Raw genomic sequence first — 15,364 nt, 5'->3', positions numbered from 1 at the left:
CCGTACGCAAGGATCCATGCCGCCCCGACCTCGCCGCTCCCGCCCGGGCCGGCGTGGATCCCCGCCCCGGTAGGCTCACGAACGTGCCCTCCATGAACGACCTCGTACGCCAGCACACCGCCCTGAGCGACTCCGACCTGGAGTGGCTGCATCTGCTGGTCTCGGAGTGGCAGCTGCTCTCCGACCTGTCCTTCGCCGACCTGGTGCTGTGGGTGCCCACCCGGGACGGCACCCGGTATGTCTCGGTCGCACAGATGCGCCCCAATACGGGCCCGACCTCCTATCAGGACGACATGGTCGGGCACCTCGTGCCGCGCGGCCGCCGCCCCATGCTCGACGCCGCCCTCGACGAGGGCCGTATCGTGCGCGAGGGCGACCCGGAGTGGCGCGAGGAGGTGCCGGTGCGGGTCGAGTCGATTCCGGTGCGCCGGGAGGGCCGGGTCCTGGGGGTCATCGCCCGGAATACGAATCTGCTGACCGTGCGGACGCCGAGCCGGCTGGAGCTGACCTATCTGCAGAGTGCCTCCGACCTCGCGCAGATGATCGCGAACGGGGCCTTCCCCTTCCCCGGGCAGCAGAGCGACATGGGCGCCTCGCCGCGTGCCGGCGACGGGCTGATCCGGCTGGACGCCGACGGCGTCGTGCAGTACGCGAGCCCCAACGCGCTTTCCGCCTACCATCACCTCGGCCTCGCCGCCGACCTCGTCGGGCATCATCTGGGCGAGACCACCGCTCAGTTGGCGCCCTCGCGGGGTCCGGTGGACGAGGGGCTGGCCAAGCTCGCCAGCGGCTGGGCGCCGCGCGAGTTCGAGGTCGAGGGCAGTGACGGGGTCATCCAGCTGCGCGCCATTCCGCTCAAACCCAAAGGAGCGCACATCGGTTCACTTGTGCTGCTGCGCGACGTGACCGAACTGCGCCGCCGCGAACGCGAGTTGATCACCAAGGATGCCACCATCCGGGAGATCCACCACCGGGTGAAGAACAATCTGCAGACCGTGGCCGCCCTGCTGCGGCTGCAGGCCCGCCGGATCGGCCCGTCCGCGGGCCGTGAGGCGCTGGAGGAGGCGGTCCGCCGGGTCGGGTCCATCGCGATCGTCCATGAGACGCTGTCGCAGAATCTCGACGAGCGGGTCGAGTTCGACGAGATCGCCGACCGGGTGCTCGCCATGGTCGCCGAGATCTCCCCGGGCCGGGTCACCGGCCGCCGCACCGGCCGGTTCGGTGTCCTCGACGCGGAGGTGGCCACTCCGCTGTCGATGGTGCTGACCGAGCTGCTGCAGAACGCGATGGAGCACGGCTTCGGCCCCGGCGAGCACGGCACGGTCGAAGTCACCGCCGTCCGCAGCGGTTTCCGCGCCGAGGCCCGGCTGCTGATCTCGGTGCAGGACGACGGACGCGGACTGCCCGAGGGCTTCGACCCGCAGCGCGCCGGCAATCTGGGCCTGCAGATCGTCCGCACCCTGGTCGAGGGCGAGATGGGCGGCACCTTCGACATGGTGCCCGCGCCCGGAGGGGGGACGCGCGTGGTCCTCGACATCCCCGTGGGAGACGTCAAGTCCCCGTCGCCGCGCACCGGATACTGAACGTGCGCGGCCGCCCCGCGGTGAACGGCACGGTGTGAACGGCCGCGTGAACGGCCCGTGTGAACGGGCGTGAACAGCACTGAACCCCGGATCCTTCCGCGGATCCGGGGTTCAAAGCTCACATCATGGCCCCCATCGGGGGTACTGCGCGCTGCGGCTCGGGGGCCGAGGGGCGTCGTCGGGAATGCTCGCTCCGCGAACGGCGTCAGGCCGTCGCGTTGCGCGCCCGGTTGCGGGCGGCGCGGCGCTTCATGGCGCGGCGCTCGTCCTCGCTGAGGCCACCCCAGACGCCGGAGTCCTGACCGGACTCCAGCGCCCACTGCAGGCACTGCTCCATCACGGGGCAGCGGCGGCAGACGGCCTTGGCTTCCTCGATCTGCAGCAGCGCAGGACCGGTGTTGCCGATGGGGAAGAACAGCTCGGGGTCTTCCTCGCGGCAAACGGCGTTGTGACGCCAGTCCATGGCTGCTCCATCTCCTCGTTGCGGCTTCGTTGCTTGTGAATGTGAACGCTTTCACGAATCCCTCCACGAGGGAAGGCCCGACGCCCAGTCGTGAAACTGGTGCGGTCCATCAGGATAAGGGGAGGGAATCGGGCTGATTCGGGGGCCCTGGAGTGCGGCCGTCCCGATCGCCACGAAGAGACTCGCAAACCTTGGCTGCGGATACAACCCCTTCTGGAAAGTTTTTTTTGATTCCTCGGTGTCGGCTAGGTCACAGCCGTACTTCCAGGGGGTGCAACACAGCCTAAACGTTCGACTGGAAGGACTTTAGCCCCTACCACTCACACAATCACACGCAGTGCACGACGTACGCCTGTGAACGTCACGCTGGTACGCACGCCGAGGTGGTCGCCGTCCATCTGGAAGGGCAGCGGCACCTGCGAATGCAAGGTGAAGGCGGTCAGGTCGTGCAAGGAGACCGCGTGCTTGCCCTGCGGACCGTGCTCCGGGGTCGAGGTCAGCAGCTGGGCCACGTGCCGGGCGGCCGTCGTGGTCGTGAGCTTGGTGAGTCCCAGCACGTCAAGGGCGGTGTCGAAGGAGGCCTGCGGGGAGGCGTAGACCGGGCGGTTGCCCAGATAGGTCCAGGGAGCGGTGTTGCAGATTATCGACATGACGAGATTGCGGAGTGGCTCCTCGCCAGGCCGTTCGAGGGTGATCGTGCCGTGTCTGCGATTGGGCTCGCCGAGGAATTGACGCATTACTTGTCGCACGTACAGGGAGTGGGTCGAACGCTTGCCGCGCTCCCGCTGCTGCTCGACGCGGCCCACGACGCCCGCGTCGAAGCCGAAGCCGGCGCAGAAGGTGAACCAGCGGGGCGGCACGCCCTCGTCCTCGGTGCCCGGGGTGCCCGCCGCGAGCCCGAGGCCGACGGTGCGTTCGGAGCCCTCGCGCAGCGCGTTGAGAAGGGCGCCCGTCGCCTCGACGACGTCGTTGGGCAGCCCCAGCGCGCGGGCGAAGACATTCGTCGAGCCGCCCGGCACCACCGCGAGCCGCGGCAGGCCCTCCGGGTCGGGGCCGCCGTCCAGCAGCCCGTTGACCACCTCGTTGACCGTGCCGTCCCCGCCCAGCGCGACCACCAGCTCCGTCGTCCCGCTCTCCGCCGCCCGCCGTGCCAGATCGCGGGCATGGCCCCGGTACTCGGTGGTGGCCACGTCGAGCTTGAGGTCGCTGGCGAGCGCGTGGACGAGGACATCACGGGTACGGGCACTGGTGGTGGTGGCCGAGGGGTTGACCACGAGGAGCGCACGCATGCGCGCCAGCCTACCTACCACTCGGTACACGGCACCGTCCCGGCCCGCCCTGACGCGGCTCGGGTCAGGGCTACCCTGCTGGGGTGAGCAGCAAGCAGTCCCGTACCCAGTCCCGTACCGACAAGGCCGGCGCGCCCCAGAAGGCCGCCCGGAGCGCCGCGGGCCCGGCCGCCGGGCGGCCGCGGCGGCTGACGGCGGCCGCGGCGCTGGCCGCGCTCGAAGGCGTGGCGCTCGCCGCCGCCGGGGTGTTCCTGCTGGTCATGGGGGTCGCCGGGAAGCCGGACAGCCCGCAGCAGGCGGTGACGGGCGGGGTGACCGTGCTCGCGCTGGCCGCGCTGCCGCTGACCGCCGCGCGCGGGCTGTGGCAGCTGCGCCGCTGGGGCCGCGGGCCCGCGGTGATCACGCAGGTGATGGCGCTGCCGGTGGCCTGGACGCTGATCAGTTCCGGCGGGGCGCTGATCGCGGCGGGTGTCGTCCTCGCGCTCGTGGCCGTGGCCGCCCTGGTGCTGCTGGTGAACCCGACGGCCACCGAGGCCCTGGGGATCGACACCCGCCGGGGCTGAGATCCGGCGGTCCCCGGAGGCGGGTGCCCCCGGGGACGGGCCGCGGCTACTCCTCGACGAGCAGCCGGTCGCGCAGCTGGGCGAGGGTGCGGGCCAGCAGGCGCGAGACGTGCATCTGCGAGATGCCGACCTCCTGAGCGATCTGAGACTGCGTCATATTGCCGAAGAAGCGCAGCAGCAGGATCTTCTTCTCGCGCGGCGGCAGGTCCTCCAGCAGCGGCTTGAGCGACTCGCGGTACTCCACGCCCTCCAGGGCCTCGTCCTCCGCGCCCAGGGTGTCCGCGACGGCCGGGGACTCGTCGTCGGTGTCCGGCACGTCCAGCGACAGGGTGCTGTAGGCGTTGGCGGACTCCAGCCCCTCCAGGACCTCCTCCTCCGAGATCCCCAGGTGCTCCGCCAGCTCGTGGACGGTGGGGGCGCGGCCGTGCCGCTGGGAGAGCTCCGCCGTGGCCGTGGTCAGGGCCAGACGCAGCTCCTGGAGCCGGCGCGGCACCCGCACCGCCCAGCCCTTGTCCCGGAAGTGCCGCTTGATCTCGCCGACGACCGTGGGGGTCGCGTAGGTGGAGAACTCCACCCCGCGGTCCGGGTCGAAGCGGTCCACGGACTTGATCAGCCCGATGGTGGCGACCTGGGTGAGGTCGTCGAGCGGCTCGCCCCGGTTGCGGAACCGCCGGGCCAGGTGCTCCACCAGCGGCAGGTGCATCCGCACGAGGTGGTTGCGCAGCTCGGCCCGTTCGGGAGAGCCGGCCGGCAGCGCCCGCAACTGGACGAACAGGCTCCGGGCCCCGCTGCGGTCGTGCGTGCCCGGGTGCTGGTGCCACTGCTGCTGATGCTGCTGGTGATCCATGTGGTCCGCCCGGTCCGTTGGGTCACTCGCCGGTTCCGGCACGGCCTGTGCCGTCCCCCGCGGATCTGCCGGCTCTCCCGGGCGCGGCCGGGCAGGCTGCTGCGGGATGGCCGGGGTACGCACTCCCCGCGACGATGCAGTACTCACGGAGCCCCCTCTTTCGTCACGGCTGTCCGGGGCCGGCGCCGCGCTCCTTGTACAGACTGATGCTGACCGTCCGGTCGTCCGCGACCGTCGAGTCGACCTTGCCAGCCAGGGCGGAGAGCACCGTCCAGGCGAAGGTGTCGCGCTCGGGAGCCCGGCCGTCCGTGGTGGGCGCCGAGACGGTCACCTGCAGGGCGTCGTCGATGAGACGGAAGACGCAGCTGAGGACGGAGCCGGGGACGGCCTGTTGCAGCAGGATCGCGCACGCCTCGTCCACGGCGATGCGCAGGTCCTCGATCTCGTCGAGGGTGAAGTCCAAGCGGGCCGCGAGACCGGCAGTGGCCGTTCGCAGCACCGACAGGTAGGCACCCGCAGCGGGCAGCCGGACTTCCACGAAGTCCTGGGTCCCGGGCTCGCCTGCGAATTGGGACACCCTCACCTCCAAGGTGGCACAAGCTTCTTGAGCATGGTTCGGCAGCGACGCTATCGCGATCTGCGGTGCTGTGCCGACCCCCACAACTGTCACTGATGGTAAACCCATGAGCACGGACAGTGGCTAGGGGCTTGCGGTCCCAAATCGAAAGAGCGGTCGCCCTGTTGGGATTTTCGTCACTCTGCGCGAGCACCGCAAGAGTGTGGAGCGCTTCTGCCGGGAGGCGGCCGCGGCCACCTGCCGCCCGGCGACCAGCGGACGGGCCGTCCGCCGCACGCCCGCGGCCGTACGGCGCACGCCCCCGGTCCGATACCGAGCGTGCCCGTCCGGAACGGGACGGTGCGGAACGGGGCTGTTCCGTCGGTGACTTGACGGTTGCCGAACGTCTCCCCGACGGCGGTTTCCGACCGTTTTTGCTCACTCTCCGCTATCAGCGCGCAGGTCGCCGGATGCTCCCCGGAGAGCGCCTCGCGCAACTGCTCCCCGCTCGCGCGCGCATCCCCGGCGCCCGTTCGTCGCCCGCGAGTTCGCCGCTCCCCGGGCGTCAGACGACGCGCTGGTCCGCGTAGCACCAGCGCCAGCTCTGCCCCGGCTCGAAGCTGCGCATCACCGGATGTCCGGTCTGCTGGAAATGCGCGGTCGCGTGCCGGTGCGGCGAGGAGTCGCAGCAGCCCACGTGGCCGCACTCCAGGCACAGCCGCAGCTGCACCGGGTGGCTGCCGAGCCGCGCGCACTCCCCGCAGGTGGAGCCGCTCGGCTCCGGCTCGGGGCGCGGCAACGACGCGACGTGCGCACACTCACTCATGATTGCCAGGTTACTGATGGTTCCCGTGTGACGGCCATGGATGGCGATGCCGCACGGGACGCAAGCGCGGAATCACGGAATCACGGACGGACGGGACAGGCGGGGACCGATGGACGCCATGTCACTGCTGATGCTGGTCGCGGTGAGCGCCGCCCTCGCCGGGGCCGCCCGGCACACCCCGGTGCCGCCGCCCCTGCTCCTGGTCGCCGCCGGGCTCGCCGCCTCCTGGATCCCCGGCGTCCCCGAGTACACCCTCGACCCGCACGTCGTCCTGCCGCTGCTGCTGCCGCCCCTGCTGCACACCGCCGCCCTCGACAGCTCCTACCTCGACCTGCGCGCCAATCTGCGGCCCGTCGCACTGCTGTCGGTCGGCTACGTGCTCTTCGCCACGCTCGCCGTCGGCTATTTCGCCTACCTCGTCGTACCCGGCCTGCCGCTGACCGCGGCCCTCGTACTCGGCGCGGTCGTCGCCCCGCCCGACGCGGTCGCCGCCACCGCCATCGCCCGCCGCCTCGGCCTGCCCTCCCGGATCACCACGATCCTCCAGGGCGAGTCCCTCGTGAACGACGCCACCGCGATCACCGCCTACAAGGTCGCCCTCGCCGCCGCCGTCGGCACCGCCGCCGGCTGGGGCGAGGGCGTACGGGAGTTCGCGATCGCCTCCCTCGGCGGCATCGGCGTCGGCCTCGTCCTCATGGTGCCGCTGCACTGGCTGCGCAAACGGCTGCGCGAACCACTGCTGCAGAACACCCTCTCCCTCCTCATCCCCTTCGCCGCCTACGCCGCCGCCGAGGAACTCGGCGCCTCCGGGGTGCTCGCCGTCGTGGTCGTCGGCCTCCACCTCGGCCACCGCTCCTGGCAGGTCGACTTCGCGACCCGGCTGCAGGAGGCGGCCGTGTGGCGCATGGTCGCCTTCGTCCTCGAATCCGCCGTCTTCGCCCTCATCGGGCTCCAACTGCCCGTCGTCCTGCGGGGACTGGGCGCGTACGGGGTCGGCCGGGCCGCCTGGTACGCGACCGCCGTCTTCGCCGCCGTCGTGGCCGCCCGCTTCGTATGGGTCTACCCGGCGACGTTCCTGCCGCGCGCCCTGTCGCGACGGATCCGCGAGCGCGAGGCCGACACCAGCTGGAAGGGCGCCTTCGTCGTCTCCTGGGCGGGGATGCGCGGCGTGGTCTCCCTCGCCATCGCCTTCGCGATCCCCCTGACCACGCACGACGGCAGCCCCTTCCCCGCCCGCAACCTGATCCTCTTCCTCACCTTCACCTCGGTCATCGCCACCCTCGTCGTACAGGGCCTGACCCTGCCCCCGCTCATCCGGCGGCTGCGCCTGCCCGTCCCCGACCCCGAGGGCCGGACCCTCGCCGAGGCCCAGGCACAGAACGAGGCCTCCGCCGCCGCCGAACGCCGCCTCACCGAGCTCCTCGCCGACGAACGCAACCAGCTGCCCGGACCGCTCGCCGACCGGCTGCGCGCCGTCCTCGAACGCCGCCGCAACGCGGTCTGGGAACGGCTCGGCACCGTCGACGAAGCCACCGGGGAGACCGCCGACGACACCTACCGCCGGCTCGCCCGCGAGGTGATCGGCGCCGAACGCGCGGTCTTCGTCGCCCTGCGCGACGCGCGCCGCATCGACGACGAGATGCTGCGGACGCTGCTGCGCCGGCTGGACCTGGAGGAGGCGGCGGCGTACCGGGAGGAGACGGGCGCCTGACCGCGCGTACGGGCCTGCCCGCAGCCCGATGCGTACGGGCCTACCCGCACCCCGATATGACGGGGCCTCAGCCCGTGACCACCGCCGCCACCGTCGTCCCCGGCGCGAACGCGCCCTCCAGCGCGAGCGTCGTCAGCCCGTACAGCATCTTGGCCACGTACACGCGCTCCGGCGCCAGCCCGTGCCGGGCGGCGAAGTCCTCGGCGAACGCGTCCAGTTCGGGGCCGGTACGGGCGTAGCCGCCGCAGTGGAAGCGCTCGTCCAGCTCCCACGCGCCGCGCCGCTCCCCGAACGCCTCGCGCTGCAGGCGCTCGATCTCCGCGCCCAGGAAGCCGCCCTTGAGCACGGGGAAGCCGATCGTCCGCTGCCCCTGTCCGAGTCCCGCCGCCAGTCCGGCGAGCGTGCCGCCCGTACCGCAGGCGACGCCCACGACGTCGGCCACGCCCCGCAGTTCGCGCCCGAGCTCCGTGCAGCCGTGCACGGCCGCCGCGTTGGAGCCGCCCTCGGGGACGACGAAGCACTCGCCGCCCGCACCGGCCGTGCGCGTCAGCTCCGCGAGGACCTCCGGCTCGTTCTTGCGCCGGTAGGTGGCGCGGTCGACGAAGCGCAGCCGCATGCCGTCTGCTGCGCACCGGGAGAGCGAGGCGTTCAGCGGGCGGTCCGCGAGCTCCTCGCCGCGCACGACGCCGACGGTGGCGAAACCGAGCAGCCGGCCGGCCGCGGCGGTCGCCCGCAGATGGTTGGAGTAGGCGCCGCCGAAGGTCAGCAGGGTGTGCCGGGCCGGATCGGCGGCCCGCAGATTCGGCTCCAGCTTGCGCCACTTGTTGCCCGGCAGCTCCGGATGTATCAGATCGTCCCGCTTGAGCAGCAGCCGCAGCCCCCGCCGCGCGAACCGCTCGTCCCGCAGCTCGGCGACGGGGGAGGGCAGCCGCGGCCGCAACGCGGCGGTACGCGGGGCGGCGGGGCCGCCGGGGGCCGGGGAGAGCTCGCAGGTCACCCGGCCATTGTCACCCGGGGCCGGGGGTACGGCGCCGGGGGCCCTGGGCCCGCCACCGGGTCCGCCTGCGGCGGAGGCCCCTGGGACGTACGGCGCCCCCGGCCCGTACCCCCCTCACGCCCGCAGCCGCTCCTGCACCCGGTCCCGCATCCAGTCCATCGTGAAGCCCACCGGATCGACCTTCCCCGGCCGCCATTCGCGGTGGCCGATGACCGAGCGGGCGTTCCAGCCGTGGTGGCGGCAGATCGCGGCCGATACGCGCTCGATGGCCAGCAGTTGTTCCTTCGGCCAGGGGTCGTGGCCGTCGCCGAGGTTGACGCACTCGAAGCCGTAGAAGTGGACGTTGCCGTCGGCATCCGCCCAGCGCGGTCTCGGCAGCCGCTTCTCCGCGATCACCGCGCGCAGCACGCTGCTGTCGCCGCCGCCCGCGTGGTTGACCCGCCCGCAGCCGACGAGGTGCACGCGGCCGTCCTTGGCGATGACACCGTGGGCCAGCGGCCCCGGCAGGTCGTCGCGCCCCCGCCAGCAGCGCCGCACCGCGCGCTCCGTGCCCCAGGACGCGGTGTGGTGGATCATCACCCCGTTCACCGGGCCCCACGCGCCGTGCCCGGCGCGGTTGTGCGTACGCCAGCCGTCGACCTCGACGACCGTGGCTCCTTCGGCCCTGAGCGCGGCGAGGAACTCGCCCGCGGACATCGGTGGGGCCATGCACCCCTCTCCTTCCGACGTGCCCGACCGGCTACGCCGGATGCGCCGCCGAATGCCCCCCTTGTACCCAATGGTTCGCCGCTGGGCAGGGCGTTCGGATATCGTGCGAGCCGATCCGGCCTCGGGCCGACAATCCCATCGTCGACGACACGGAAGCACCACAACGTGGACTACCAGGCCGTACTTGAGGAAGTCGCCGCGTTCGCCCGTCCCCTGGTGGGCCGTGGGCAGGTGGCCGACTACATCCCCGCCCTCGCGAAGGTGGACATCGGGCAGTTCGGGATGGCCGTCGCCGACGTCGACGGCAGCGTGTACGGCGTGGGGGACTGGGAGCGGCCGTTCTCCGTGCAGTCGATCTCCAAGACCTTCAGCCTCGCGCTCGTCCTCGCCGAGGGCGGCGAGAAGATCTGGGAGCGCGTGGGCACCGAGCCCTCCGGCAACCCCTTCAACTCGCTCGTCCAGCTTGAGCACGAGAACGGCATCCCCCGCAACCCGTTCATCAACGCGGGCGCCCTCGTCGTCGTCGACCGGCTGCAGACCCTCACCGGCGACGCCTCCACCACGATGCTGGAGTTCCTGCGCGCGGAGAGCCGCAACCCGGACGTCGCCTTCGACCCGGCGGTGGCCGCGTCCGAGACCGAGCACGGCGACCGCAACGCGGCCCTGGCCCACTTCATGGCCAGCTACGGCAACCTCGACAACCCCGTCCCCACGGTCCTGGAGCACTATTTCTGGCAGTGCTCGATCGAGATGAGCTGCCGTGACCTGGCCCTCGCGGGCGGCTTCCTGGCCCGGCACGGGCTGCGCTCCGACGGCAGCCGGCTGCTGCCCCGCCGCGAGGCCAAGCAGATCAACGCGGTGATGCTCACCTGCGGGACGTACGACGCCGCCGGCGACTTCGCCTACCGCGTGGGCCTGCCCGGCAAGAGCGGCGTGGGCGGCGGCATCGTCGCCGTGATACCGGGCCGCTGCACGCTGTGCGTGTGGAGCCCGGGCCTGGACGCGCGCGGCAACTCGGTGGCGGGCGTGGCGGCGCTGGACCACTTCACGACGCTGACGGGGTGGTCGGTGTTCTGAGGGGTTCCAGGGTGCGCCTTCGGTGGCGGCCCGTGCGCCCCTGCCGCATGGTGGGAGTCATGGAGCACGAACTGCGCGCCGAGTACGACGACTCCCCACAGACCTCCGACGCCCGGGTCAAGATCTGGCACGTGGTGCGCCAGGACGCGCTGACCGCCATGTGCGGGCGTGACCTGGAGCCCGGTTCGGCGGAGCGTTCCATCGACGACTGGGGGACCGGCACGCTGCCGATCTGCCACTCCTGCGGCGCGCTCTATCTGCGCGAGTCCCCCTGAACGCCCGCGCGCCGGGCCCCTGTTGCGGGACAGGAACGGGCGTTACGGGCGTTACGGACAGCGGATGACCTGGCCCGCGTACGAGAGGTTCCCCCCGAAGCCGAACAGCAGCACCGGCGCGCCCGGTTCCACGTCGCGGCGCTCGACCAGCTTGGACAGCGCGAGCGGAACGCTCGCGGCCGAGGTGTTGCCGGACTCGGTGACGTCGGTGGCGACGACCGCGTTGACCGCGCCGAGCCTGCGGGCCAGGGGCTCGATGATGCGCAGGTTGGCCTGGTGCAGCACGACCCCGGCCAGCTCCTCGGGGGCGACTCCGGCCCGTTCGCACACCTGGCGGGCGATGGCCGGGAGCCGGGTGGTGGCCCAGCGGTAGACGGCCTGGCCCTCCTGCGCGAAGCGGGCAGGGCTGCCCCCGATGCGTACCGCGTGCCCCATGTCGGGGACCGAGCCCCAGACGACCGGTCCGATGCCGGGTTCCCCGGCGGCGGTCACGACGGCGGCGCCCGCGCCGTCGCCGACCAGGACGCACGTGGAGCGGTCGGTCCAGTCGACGACCGAGGTGAACTTCTCGGCGCCGACGACGAGCGCGGAGCGCGCGGATCCGGCGCGGATCGCGTGGTCGGCGGTGGCCAGGGCGTGGGTGAAGCCGGAGCAGACGACGTTGACGTCCATGGTCGCGGGGCCGGGCAGGCCCAGCTCGGCGGCGACGCGGGCGGCGGTGTTGGGGCTCGCGTCCTCGGCGGTGCAGGTGGCGACGAGGACGAGGTCGATCTCCGCCGGGTCCAGGCCGCTGCCCGCGAGGGCCTTGGCGGCGGCGCGGGCGGCCATGTCGGCGACGGTCTCGTCGGGACCGGCGATCCGGCGGGTGCGGATGCCGACGCGGGTGCGGATCCACTCGTCGCTGGTGTCGACCAGGCCGGCGAGCTCCTCGTTGGTCAGTACCTTGGCGGGCTGGTAGTGGCCGAGAGCGAGGACGCGGGACCCGGTCATCGACGGTTCCTCCTGCGCGGACGAGTCATGATCATTTACGGGGTGTGGGTGTGATTCCCCAGTCTTGACGCTCTCTGTCCGGGAGTCGGTGGCGGATCCGCCCAATCTTCCGGCGCGATAACTGGCGCAAACCTCCGGGTCCGGCCGCAGCGCAGCCGGACCCTCACCGCGCGTGCCCGTACGCGCCGGTAGCCTCAGCGCAGCGACAGCGCCGTGCGGATCGTGGTGAACAGCTCGGTCTGGTCGGTGACGCCCAGCACGCGCTCCGCCTGCGGCCCCTGGGCGGCGATGCGCACCTGGGTGCCGGTGTGCTCCTGGGACTTGCCGGGGGTGTTGGTGGAGTAGTTCACCTTCAGCTGCTGCCCCTCGTCGGTGACGAGGGTCGAGGACAGTCCGGGCGGGTTCGCCTCCAGCGGCACGATCTGGCTGGTGTGGCCGTGGTCGGCGGTCGTGACGACGAGGGTGTCGGGGTGCTCGGCCGCGTAGGCGCGGGCCACCCGCACGGCGCGGTCGAAGGCGGCGGTCTCGCCGATCTGGCCGCAGGGGTCGGCGGAGTGGTCGCGCTTGTCGATGGAGGCGCCCTCGACCTGGAGGAAGAAGCCCTTGTCGCCCCTGCCCCCCTTGTCACCCTTACCGCTCTTGTCGCCCTTGCCGTTCTTCCCGCCGCGCTGCTTGGCCTCCAGCAGCTCGATGGCCTTGCGGGTCTGCTGCTCCAGCGTGGGGGTGCCGGCGGTGCGCTCGGGGTTGTTCGTCACGCAGCGCTGCGGCGCGGTGCCGCCGACGGCCGCCGGCCTGCCGGTCCACTCGACGGGGATGTTGCCGGGCGCGAACAGGCCGAGGACGGGCCGGTCCGCGCGGGCGCCGCGCAGCCCCTCGCCGTCCCGGACGACCTGGTAGCCGAGCCTGCGCGCCTGCTCGGTGACGGTCATGCCCCGGTACGGGCCCTCGGTGATCCGCTGGTCGAAGCGGGCCCTGCCGCCGCCGAGGAGGACGTCGACCTTGTGGTTCACGCTCTGCTCGGCGATCGAGCCGGGCCCGCCCTTGCCGATCGTGTCGGAGGGGCACGCCTTCATGTCGGCCGGGCCCTGGCAGCTGCGGTCGCCGACGTGCGAGGCGAGCACGGCCGGGGTGGCGTCGGTGAGTTCGGCGGTAGTGACGCTGCCGGTGGCCAGCCCGTTCTTCTGCGCGAGCTCCAGGATCGTGGTCATCGGCCGGTCCGTGCCGGGCGTCTTGGATATCCGGCCGTTGACGGTCTTGCGGCCGGTCGCCCAGCCGGTGCCGCTGGCGGCGGAGTCGGTGACATAGTCCGGCTTGCCGTTCTTGTCGACGGCATAGGTGGTGTACGCGCCGGTCAGCGGGAATCTGTCCATGTTCAGCCGGCCCCCCGCGCCCACGGTGTAGTCGCGGGCCAGGGTGATCTCCGAGTCGCCCATGCCGTCGCCGATCAGCAGGATGACGTTCTTGGCCTTCTTCGGGCCGTGCTGGGCGGCGAGCGCGGCGGCGTCCGAGCCGTCCGAGCCGGACGCGGCCGTGGTGACGGCCGGCACGGCGGCAGCGGCGACGAGCAGAGCGGCAGCGCCCCGGGCGAGCCGGCGCCGGTGCGGACGAGTTCCCATGTTCTTCCCTCCTCGGAGACCGGGCGCGGCTGCCCGGACGGGGGAAGCCCACCAGGGGCGGGTGTACGGGAGGGGACGTCCGTATGGACCGGTGGCCACCGGGCAGGGTCGGGCGGGGGACGCACGGCGGTGGAGCGGAAGGGTTCCGTCCTGGGCGTGTGCGCTTCATCATTACTTGCTGGATTGCGCAACTGGACAACCAAAGGCGCGCCCAGACCGTCTATGCGAATGACAAGGACACGCGCCGGCGCTGCCGGGGGGAGCGGATGAGGGCTCGCATATGACGGCCGGGCGAGGGGCGGGCACCCGCCACCGGATACGGACGACGAGCGTCGTCCTGGTGGCGTTCGTGCTGCTGCTCGCCGCCGGGGCGGGCTGGCTCTACCTCAAGCTCAACGGCAACATCAAGGTCTTCGACGGGGACGGCCTGGCCAAGGACCGCCCCGCCGCCTCCGCCGGCGGGCAGAACGTCCTCGTCATCGGCTCCGACTCGCGCGCCGGCGAGAACAGCAGGCTGGGCGGCGGCGAGGGCGACGTGGGCCGCTCGGACACGGCCTTCCTGCTGCACGTCTACGGCGACGAGAAGCACGCGATCGCCGTGTCCGTCCCGCGCGACACCCTCGTCGACATCCCGCCGTGCCGGCTGCCCGACGGCAGCTGGACCCAGCCGCAGACCCGCGCGATGTTCAACTCGGCCTTCTCCGTGGGGGAGTCACCGAAAGGCAATCCGGCCTGCACGCAGAACACCGTCGAGCGGCTGACCGGCCTGCGCGTGGACCACACGGTCGTCGTCGACTTCGTCGGCTTCTCCTCGATGACCTCCGCCGTCGGCGGCGTCGACGTGTGCGTGCCCAAGGACGTCTACGAGGGCGACCTCAACCCCAACCTCGGTTCGCGCGGCCAACTCCTGTTCCGCAAGGGCGAACAGAGCGTCTCCGGGCAGCAGGCCCTCGACTACGTGCGTGTCCGGCACGGCTTGGGCGACGGCTCCGACATCGGCCGTATCCAGCGGCAGCAGGCGTTCATGGCCGCCATGTTCAAGAAGGTGCGGTCGGCGGGGCTGAACCCGGCGACGCTGCTGCCGCTCGCGGACGCCGCCACCAAGTCGCTGACGGTGGACCCCGGTCTGGGCTCGGCCGACAAGCTGCTGGGCTTCGCGATGTCGCTGAAGGGCATCGAACTGCACGACATCAAGTTCGTGACCGTGCCCTGGCGCTACAACGGCAACCGTGTCGACGTCGTCCAGCCCGACGCCGACGCCCTGTGGGCCGCGATCCGCGACGACCGCACGATCGACGGCAAGGACGCGGGCGACAAGAACGGCGGCGGGTCCTCGAAGGAGGTGCAGCCGGTACAGGCCGAGGGGACGGGCTCCGGCGCCGGTGTCCGCGTCTCCGTCGCCAACGGCACCCGGGTCACCGGCCTCGCCGCACGCGCCGCCGCCTCGCTCACGGAGCACGGCTACACGGTGACCGGCACGGGCAACGCCACCGAGCGCGATCAGGGCACCACCGTGATCGAGTTCGGTCCGGGGCAGGCCGGGCACGCCCGTACGCTCGCGGGGCTCTTCCCCGGCGCGTACGTCCGGGGCACCGCCCCGGAGGGGATCAGGATCACCCTCGGCCAGGACTACGCGAACGGGGACGCCACAGGTGCCGCGACCGCCCCCGCCCCACCGCCGGGCGACCCGTCCACCGCCCCCTCCGCCGTGCCGCCCGCGAACGGGCCGCTCAGCCCCGCCGTCGTGGACTCGGCCCGCTCGGCGGACGACGAACCCTGCTCCAGGCTCTCCTACGGATGATCGGGATGACCGGAATGATCAGGGCGATCAGCATGATCGGAACGATCGGGATGACCTGGGTG

General features: G+C 72.2%; 15 protein-coding genes. 6 read left to right on the top strand and 9 right to left on the bottom strand.

Going from position 1 to position 15,364, the window contains the following annotated elements; all coding sequences use genetic code 11:
* Window positions 1–92: 92 nt before the first annotated feature.
* A complete protein-coding gene (locus ACFP1Z_RS00875) occupies window positions 93–1,583 on the top strand; it encodes a sensor histidine kinase (RefSeq protein WP_390314082.1) in 1,491 nt (496 codons plus the stop codon).
* A gap of 205 nt (window positions 1,584–1,788) precedes the next feature.
* Here the strand turns inward: ACFP1Z_RS00875 and ACFP1Z_RS00870 are convergent, their stop codons facing one another.
* A complete protein-coding gene (locus tag ACFP1Z_RS00870) occupies window positions 1,789–2,046 on the bottom strand; it encodes a WhiB family transcriptional regulator (RefSeq protein ID WP_004937597.1) in 258 nt (85 codons plus the stop codon).
* 320 nt (window positions 2,047–2,366) lie between these two features.
* Complete coding sequence (locus tag ACFP1Z_RS00865; protein WP_390313703.1) at window positions 2,367–3,335, bottom strand: diacylglycerol/lipid kinase family protein; 969 nt, start codon at window positions 3,333–3,335, stop codon at window positions 2,367–2,369.
* 83 nt (window positions 3,336–3,418) lie between these two features.
* On the opposite strand from ACFP1Z_RS00865, the gene ACFP1Z_RS00860 reads away from it, so the two are divergent.
* Window positions 3,419–3,898 (top strand): hypothetical protein, encoded by a 480-nt coding sequence (locus tag ACFP1Z_RS00860; RefSeq protein WP_390313702.1) that lies wholly within the window; start codon window positions 3,419–3,421, stop codon window positions 3,896–3,898.
* A gap of 46 nt (window positions 3,899–3,944) precedes the next feature.
* Here ACFP1Z_RS00860 and ACFP1Z_RS00855 read toward each other — a convergent pair whose 3' ends face one another.
* The 3 genes from ACFP1Z_RS00855 to ACFP1Z_RS00845 all read right to left on the bottom strand — a co-directional run bounded on the left by ACFP1Z_RS00855 (window position 3,945) and on the right by ACFP1Z_RS00845 (window position 6,127).
* Window positions 3,945–4,868, bottom strand: coding sequence for an RNA polymerase sigma factor SigF (locus tag ACFP1Z_RS00855; RefSeq protein WP_390314081.1), 924 nt, complete (start codon window positions 4,866–4,868; stop codon window positions 3,945–3,947).
* Window positions 4,869–4,908: 40 nt separating this feature from the next.
* Window positions 4,909–5,322 (bottom strand): ATP-binding protein, encoded by a 414-nt coding sequence (locus ACFP1Z_RS00850; RefSeq protein ID WP_390313700.1) that lies wholly within the window; start codon window positions 5,320–5,322, stop codon window positions 4,909–4,911.
* A gap of 544 nt (window positions 5,323–5,866) precedes the next feature.
* Window positions 5,867–6,127, bottom strand: a complete 261-nt coding sequence (locus ACFP1Z_RS00845; protein ID WP_390313699.1) for a UBP-type zinc finger domain-containing protein — start codon at window positions 6,125–6,127, stop codon at window positions 5,867–5,869.
* Window positions 6,128–6,236: 109 nt separating this feature from the next.
* Here ACFP1Z_RS00845 and ACFP1Z_RS00840 point away from each other — a divergent pair, with 109 nt between their 5' ends.
* Entirely contained in the window at window positions 6,237–7,838 is a 1,602-nt protein-coding gene (locus tag ACFP1Z_RS00840) for a Na+/H+ antiporter (protein ID WP_390313698.1), read from the top strand.
* Between the two features lie 67 nt (window positions 7,839–7,905).
* Here ACFP1Z_RS00840 and ACFP1Z_RS00835 read toward each other — a convergent pair whose 3' ends face one another.
* Window positions 7,906–8,835 carry a 1-aminocyclopropane-1-carboxylate deaminase/D-cysteine desulfhydrase gene (locus ACFP1Z_RS00835; RefSeq protein WP_390313697.1) on the bottom strand — a complete coding sequence of 310 codons (930 nt, stop codon included), beginning with the start codon at window positions 8,833–8,835 and terminating at the stop codon, window positions 7,906–7,908.
* A gap of 114 nt (window positions 8,836–8,949) precedes the next feature.
* On the bottom strand, window positions 8,950–9,543 hold the full coding sequence (locus tag ACFP1Z_RS00830; protein WP_390313696.1) for an N-acetylmuramoyl-L-alanine amidase: 594 nt from the start codon (window positions 9,541–9,543) through the stop codon (window positions 8,950–8,952).
* 165 nt (window positions 9,544–9,708) lie between these two features.
* Here ACFP1Z_RS00830 and ACFP1Z_RS00825 point away from each other — a divergent pair, with 165 nt between their 5' ends.
* Window positions 9,709–10,620, top strand: a complete 912-nt coding sequence (locus tag ACFP1Z_RS00825; protein WP_390313695.1) for a glutaminase — start codon at window positions 9,709–9,711, stop codon at window positions 10,618–10,620.
* A gap of 59 nt (window positions 10,621–10,679) precedes the next feature.
* Window positions 10,680–10,895, top strand: a complete 216-nt coding sequence (locus ACFP1Z_RS00820) for a hypothetical protein (RefSeq protein WP_390313694.1) — start codon at window positions 10,680–10,682, stop codon at window positions 10,893–10,895.
* A 51-nt stretch (window positions 10,896–10,946) separates the two neighbouring features.
* Here ACFP1Z_RS00820 and ACFP1Z_RS00815 read toward each other — a convergent pair whose 3' ends face one another.
* Both ACFP1Z_RS00815 and ACFP1Z_RS00810 read right to left on the bottom strand, forming a co-directional pair.
* Window positions 10,947–11,885: a beta-ketoacyl-ACP synthase III gene (locus ACFP1Z_RS00815; protein WP_390313693.1), complete on the bottom strand. Its 939-nt coding sequence runs from the start codon at window positions 11,883–11,885 to the stop codon at window positions 10,947–10,949.
* Between the two features lie 194 nt (window positions 11,886–12,079).
* Window positions 12,080–13,501, bottom strand: a complete 1,422-nt coding sequence (locus ACFP1Z_RS00810) for an alkaline phosphatase (protein ID WP_390313692.1) — start codon at window positions 13,499–13,501, stop codon at window positions 12,080–12,082.
* 280 nt (window positions 13,502–13,781) lie between these two features.
* Between ACFP1Z_RS00810 and ACFP1Z_RS00805 the strand changes: the two genes are divergently transcribed.
* Window positions 13,782–15,302, top strand: a complete 1,521-nt coding sequence (locus ACFP1Z_RS00805; RefSeq protein WP_390313691.1) for an LCP family protein — start codon at window positions 13,782–13,784, stop codon at window positions 15,300–15,302.
* Window positions 15,303–15,364 lie beyond the last annotated feature (62 nt).

Source organism: Streptomyces gamaensis, assembly GCF_042656465.1.
Classification (GTDB): Bacteria; Actinomycetota; Actinomycetes; order Streptomycetales; family Streptomycetaceae; genus Streptomyces; species Streptomyces gamaensis.
This window is presented reverse-complemented; position numbering and strand designations above follow the sequence as displayed.

Coding starts and splice junctions, on each gene's coding strand:
- ACFP1Z_RS00810 (WP_390313692.1), bottom strand. CDS start 13,501: ATGGGAACTCGTCCGCACCGGCGCCGGCTCGCCCGGGGCGCTGCCGCT.
- ACFP1Z_RS00820 (WP_390313694.1), top strand. CDS start 10,680: ATGGAGCACGAACTGCGCGCCGAGTACGACGACTCCCCACAGACCTCC.
- ACFP1Z_RS00875 (WP_390314082.1), top strand. CDS start 93: ATGAACGACCTCGTACGCCAGCACACCGCCCTGAGCGACTCCGACCTG.
- ACFP1Z_RS00815 (WP_390313693.1), bottom strand. CDS start 11,885: ATGACCGGGTCCCGCGTCCTCGCTCTCGGCCACTACCAGCCCGCCAAG.
- ACFP1Z_RS00845 (WP_390313699.1), bottom strand. CDS start 6,127: ATGAGTGAGTGTGCGCACGTCGCGTCGTTGCCGCGCCCCGAGCCGGAG.
- ACFP1Z_RS00830 (WP_390313696.1), bottom strand. CDS start 9,543: ATGGCCCCACCGATGTCCGCGGGCGAGTTCCTCGCCGCGCTCAGGGCC.
- ACFP1Z_RS00870 (WP_004937597.1), bottom strand. CDS start 2,046: ATGGACTGGCGTCACAACGCCGTTTGCCGCGAGGAAGACCCCGAGCTG.
- ACFP1Z_RS00865 (WP_390313703.1), bottom strand. CDS start 3,335: ATGCGTGCGCTCCTCGTGGTCAACCCCTCGGCCACCACCACCAGTGCC.
- ACFP1Z_RS00840 (WP_390313698.1), top strand. CDS start 6,237: ATGGACGCCATGTCACTGCTGATGCTGGTCGCGGTGAGCGCCGCCCTC.
- ACFP1Z_RS00805 (WP_390313691.1), top strand. CDS start 13,782: ATGACGGCCGGGCGAGGGGCGGGCACCCGCCACCGGATACGGACGACG.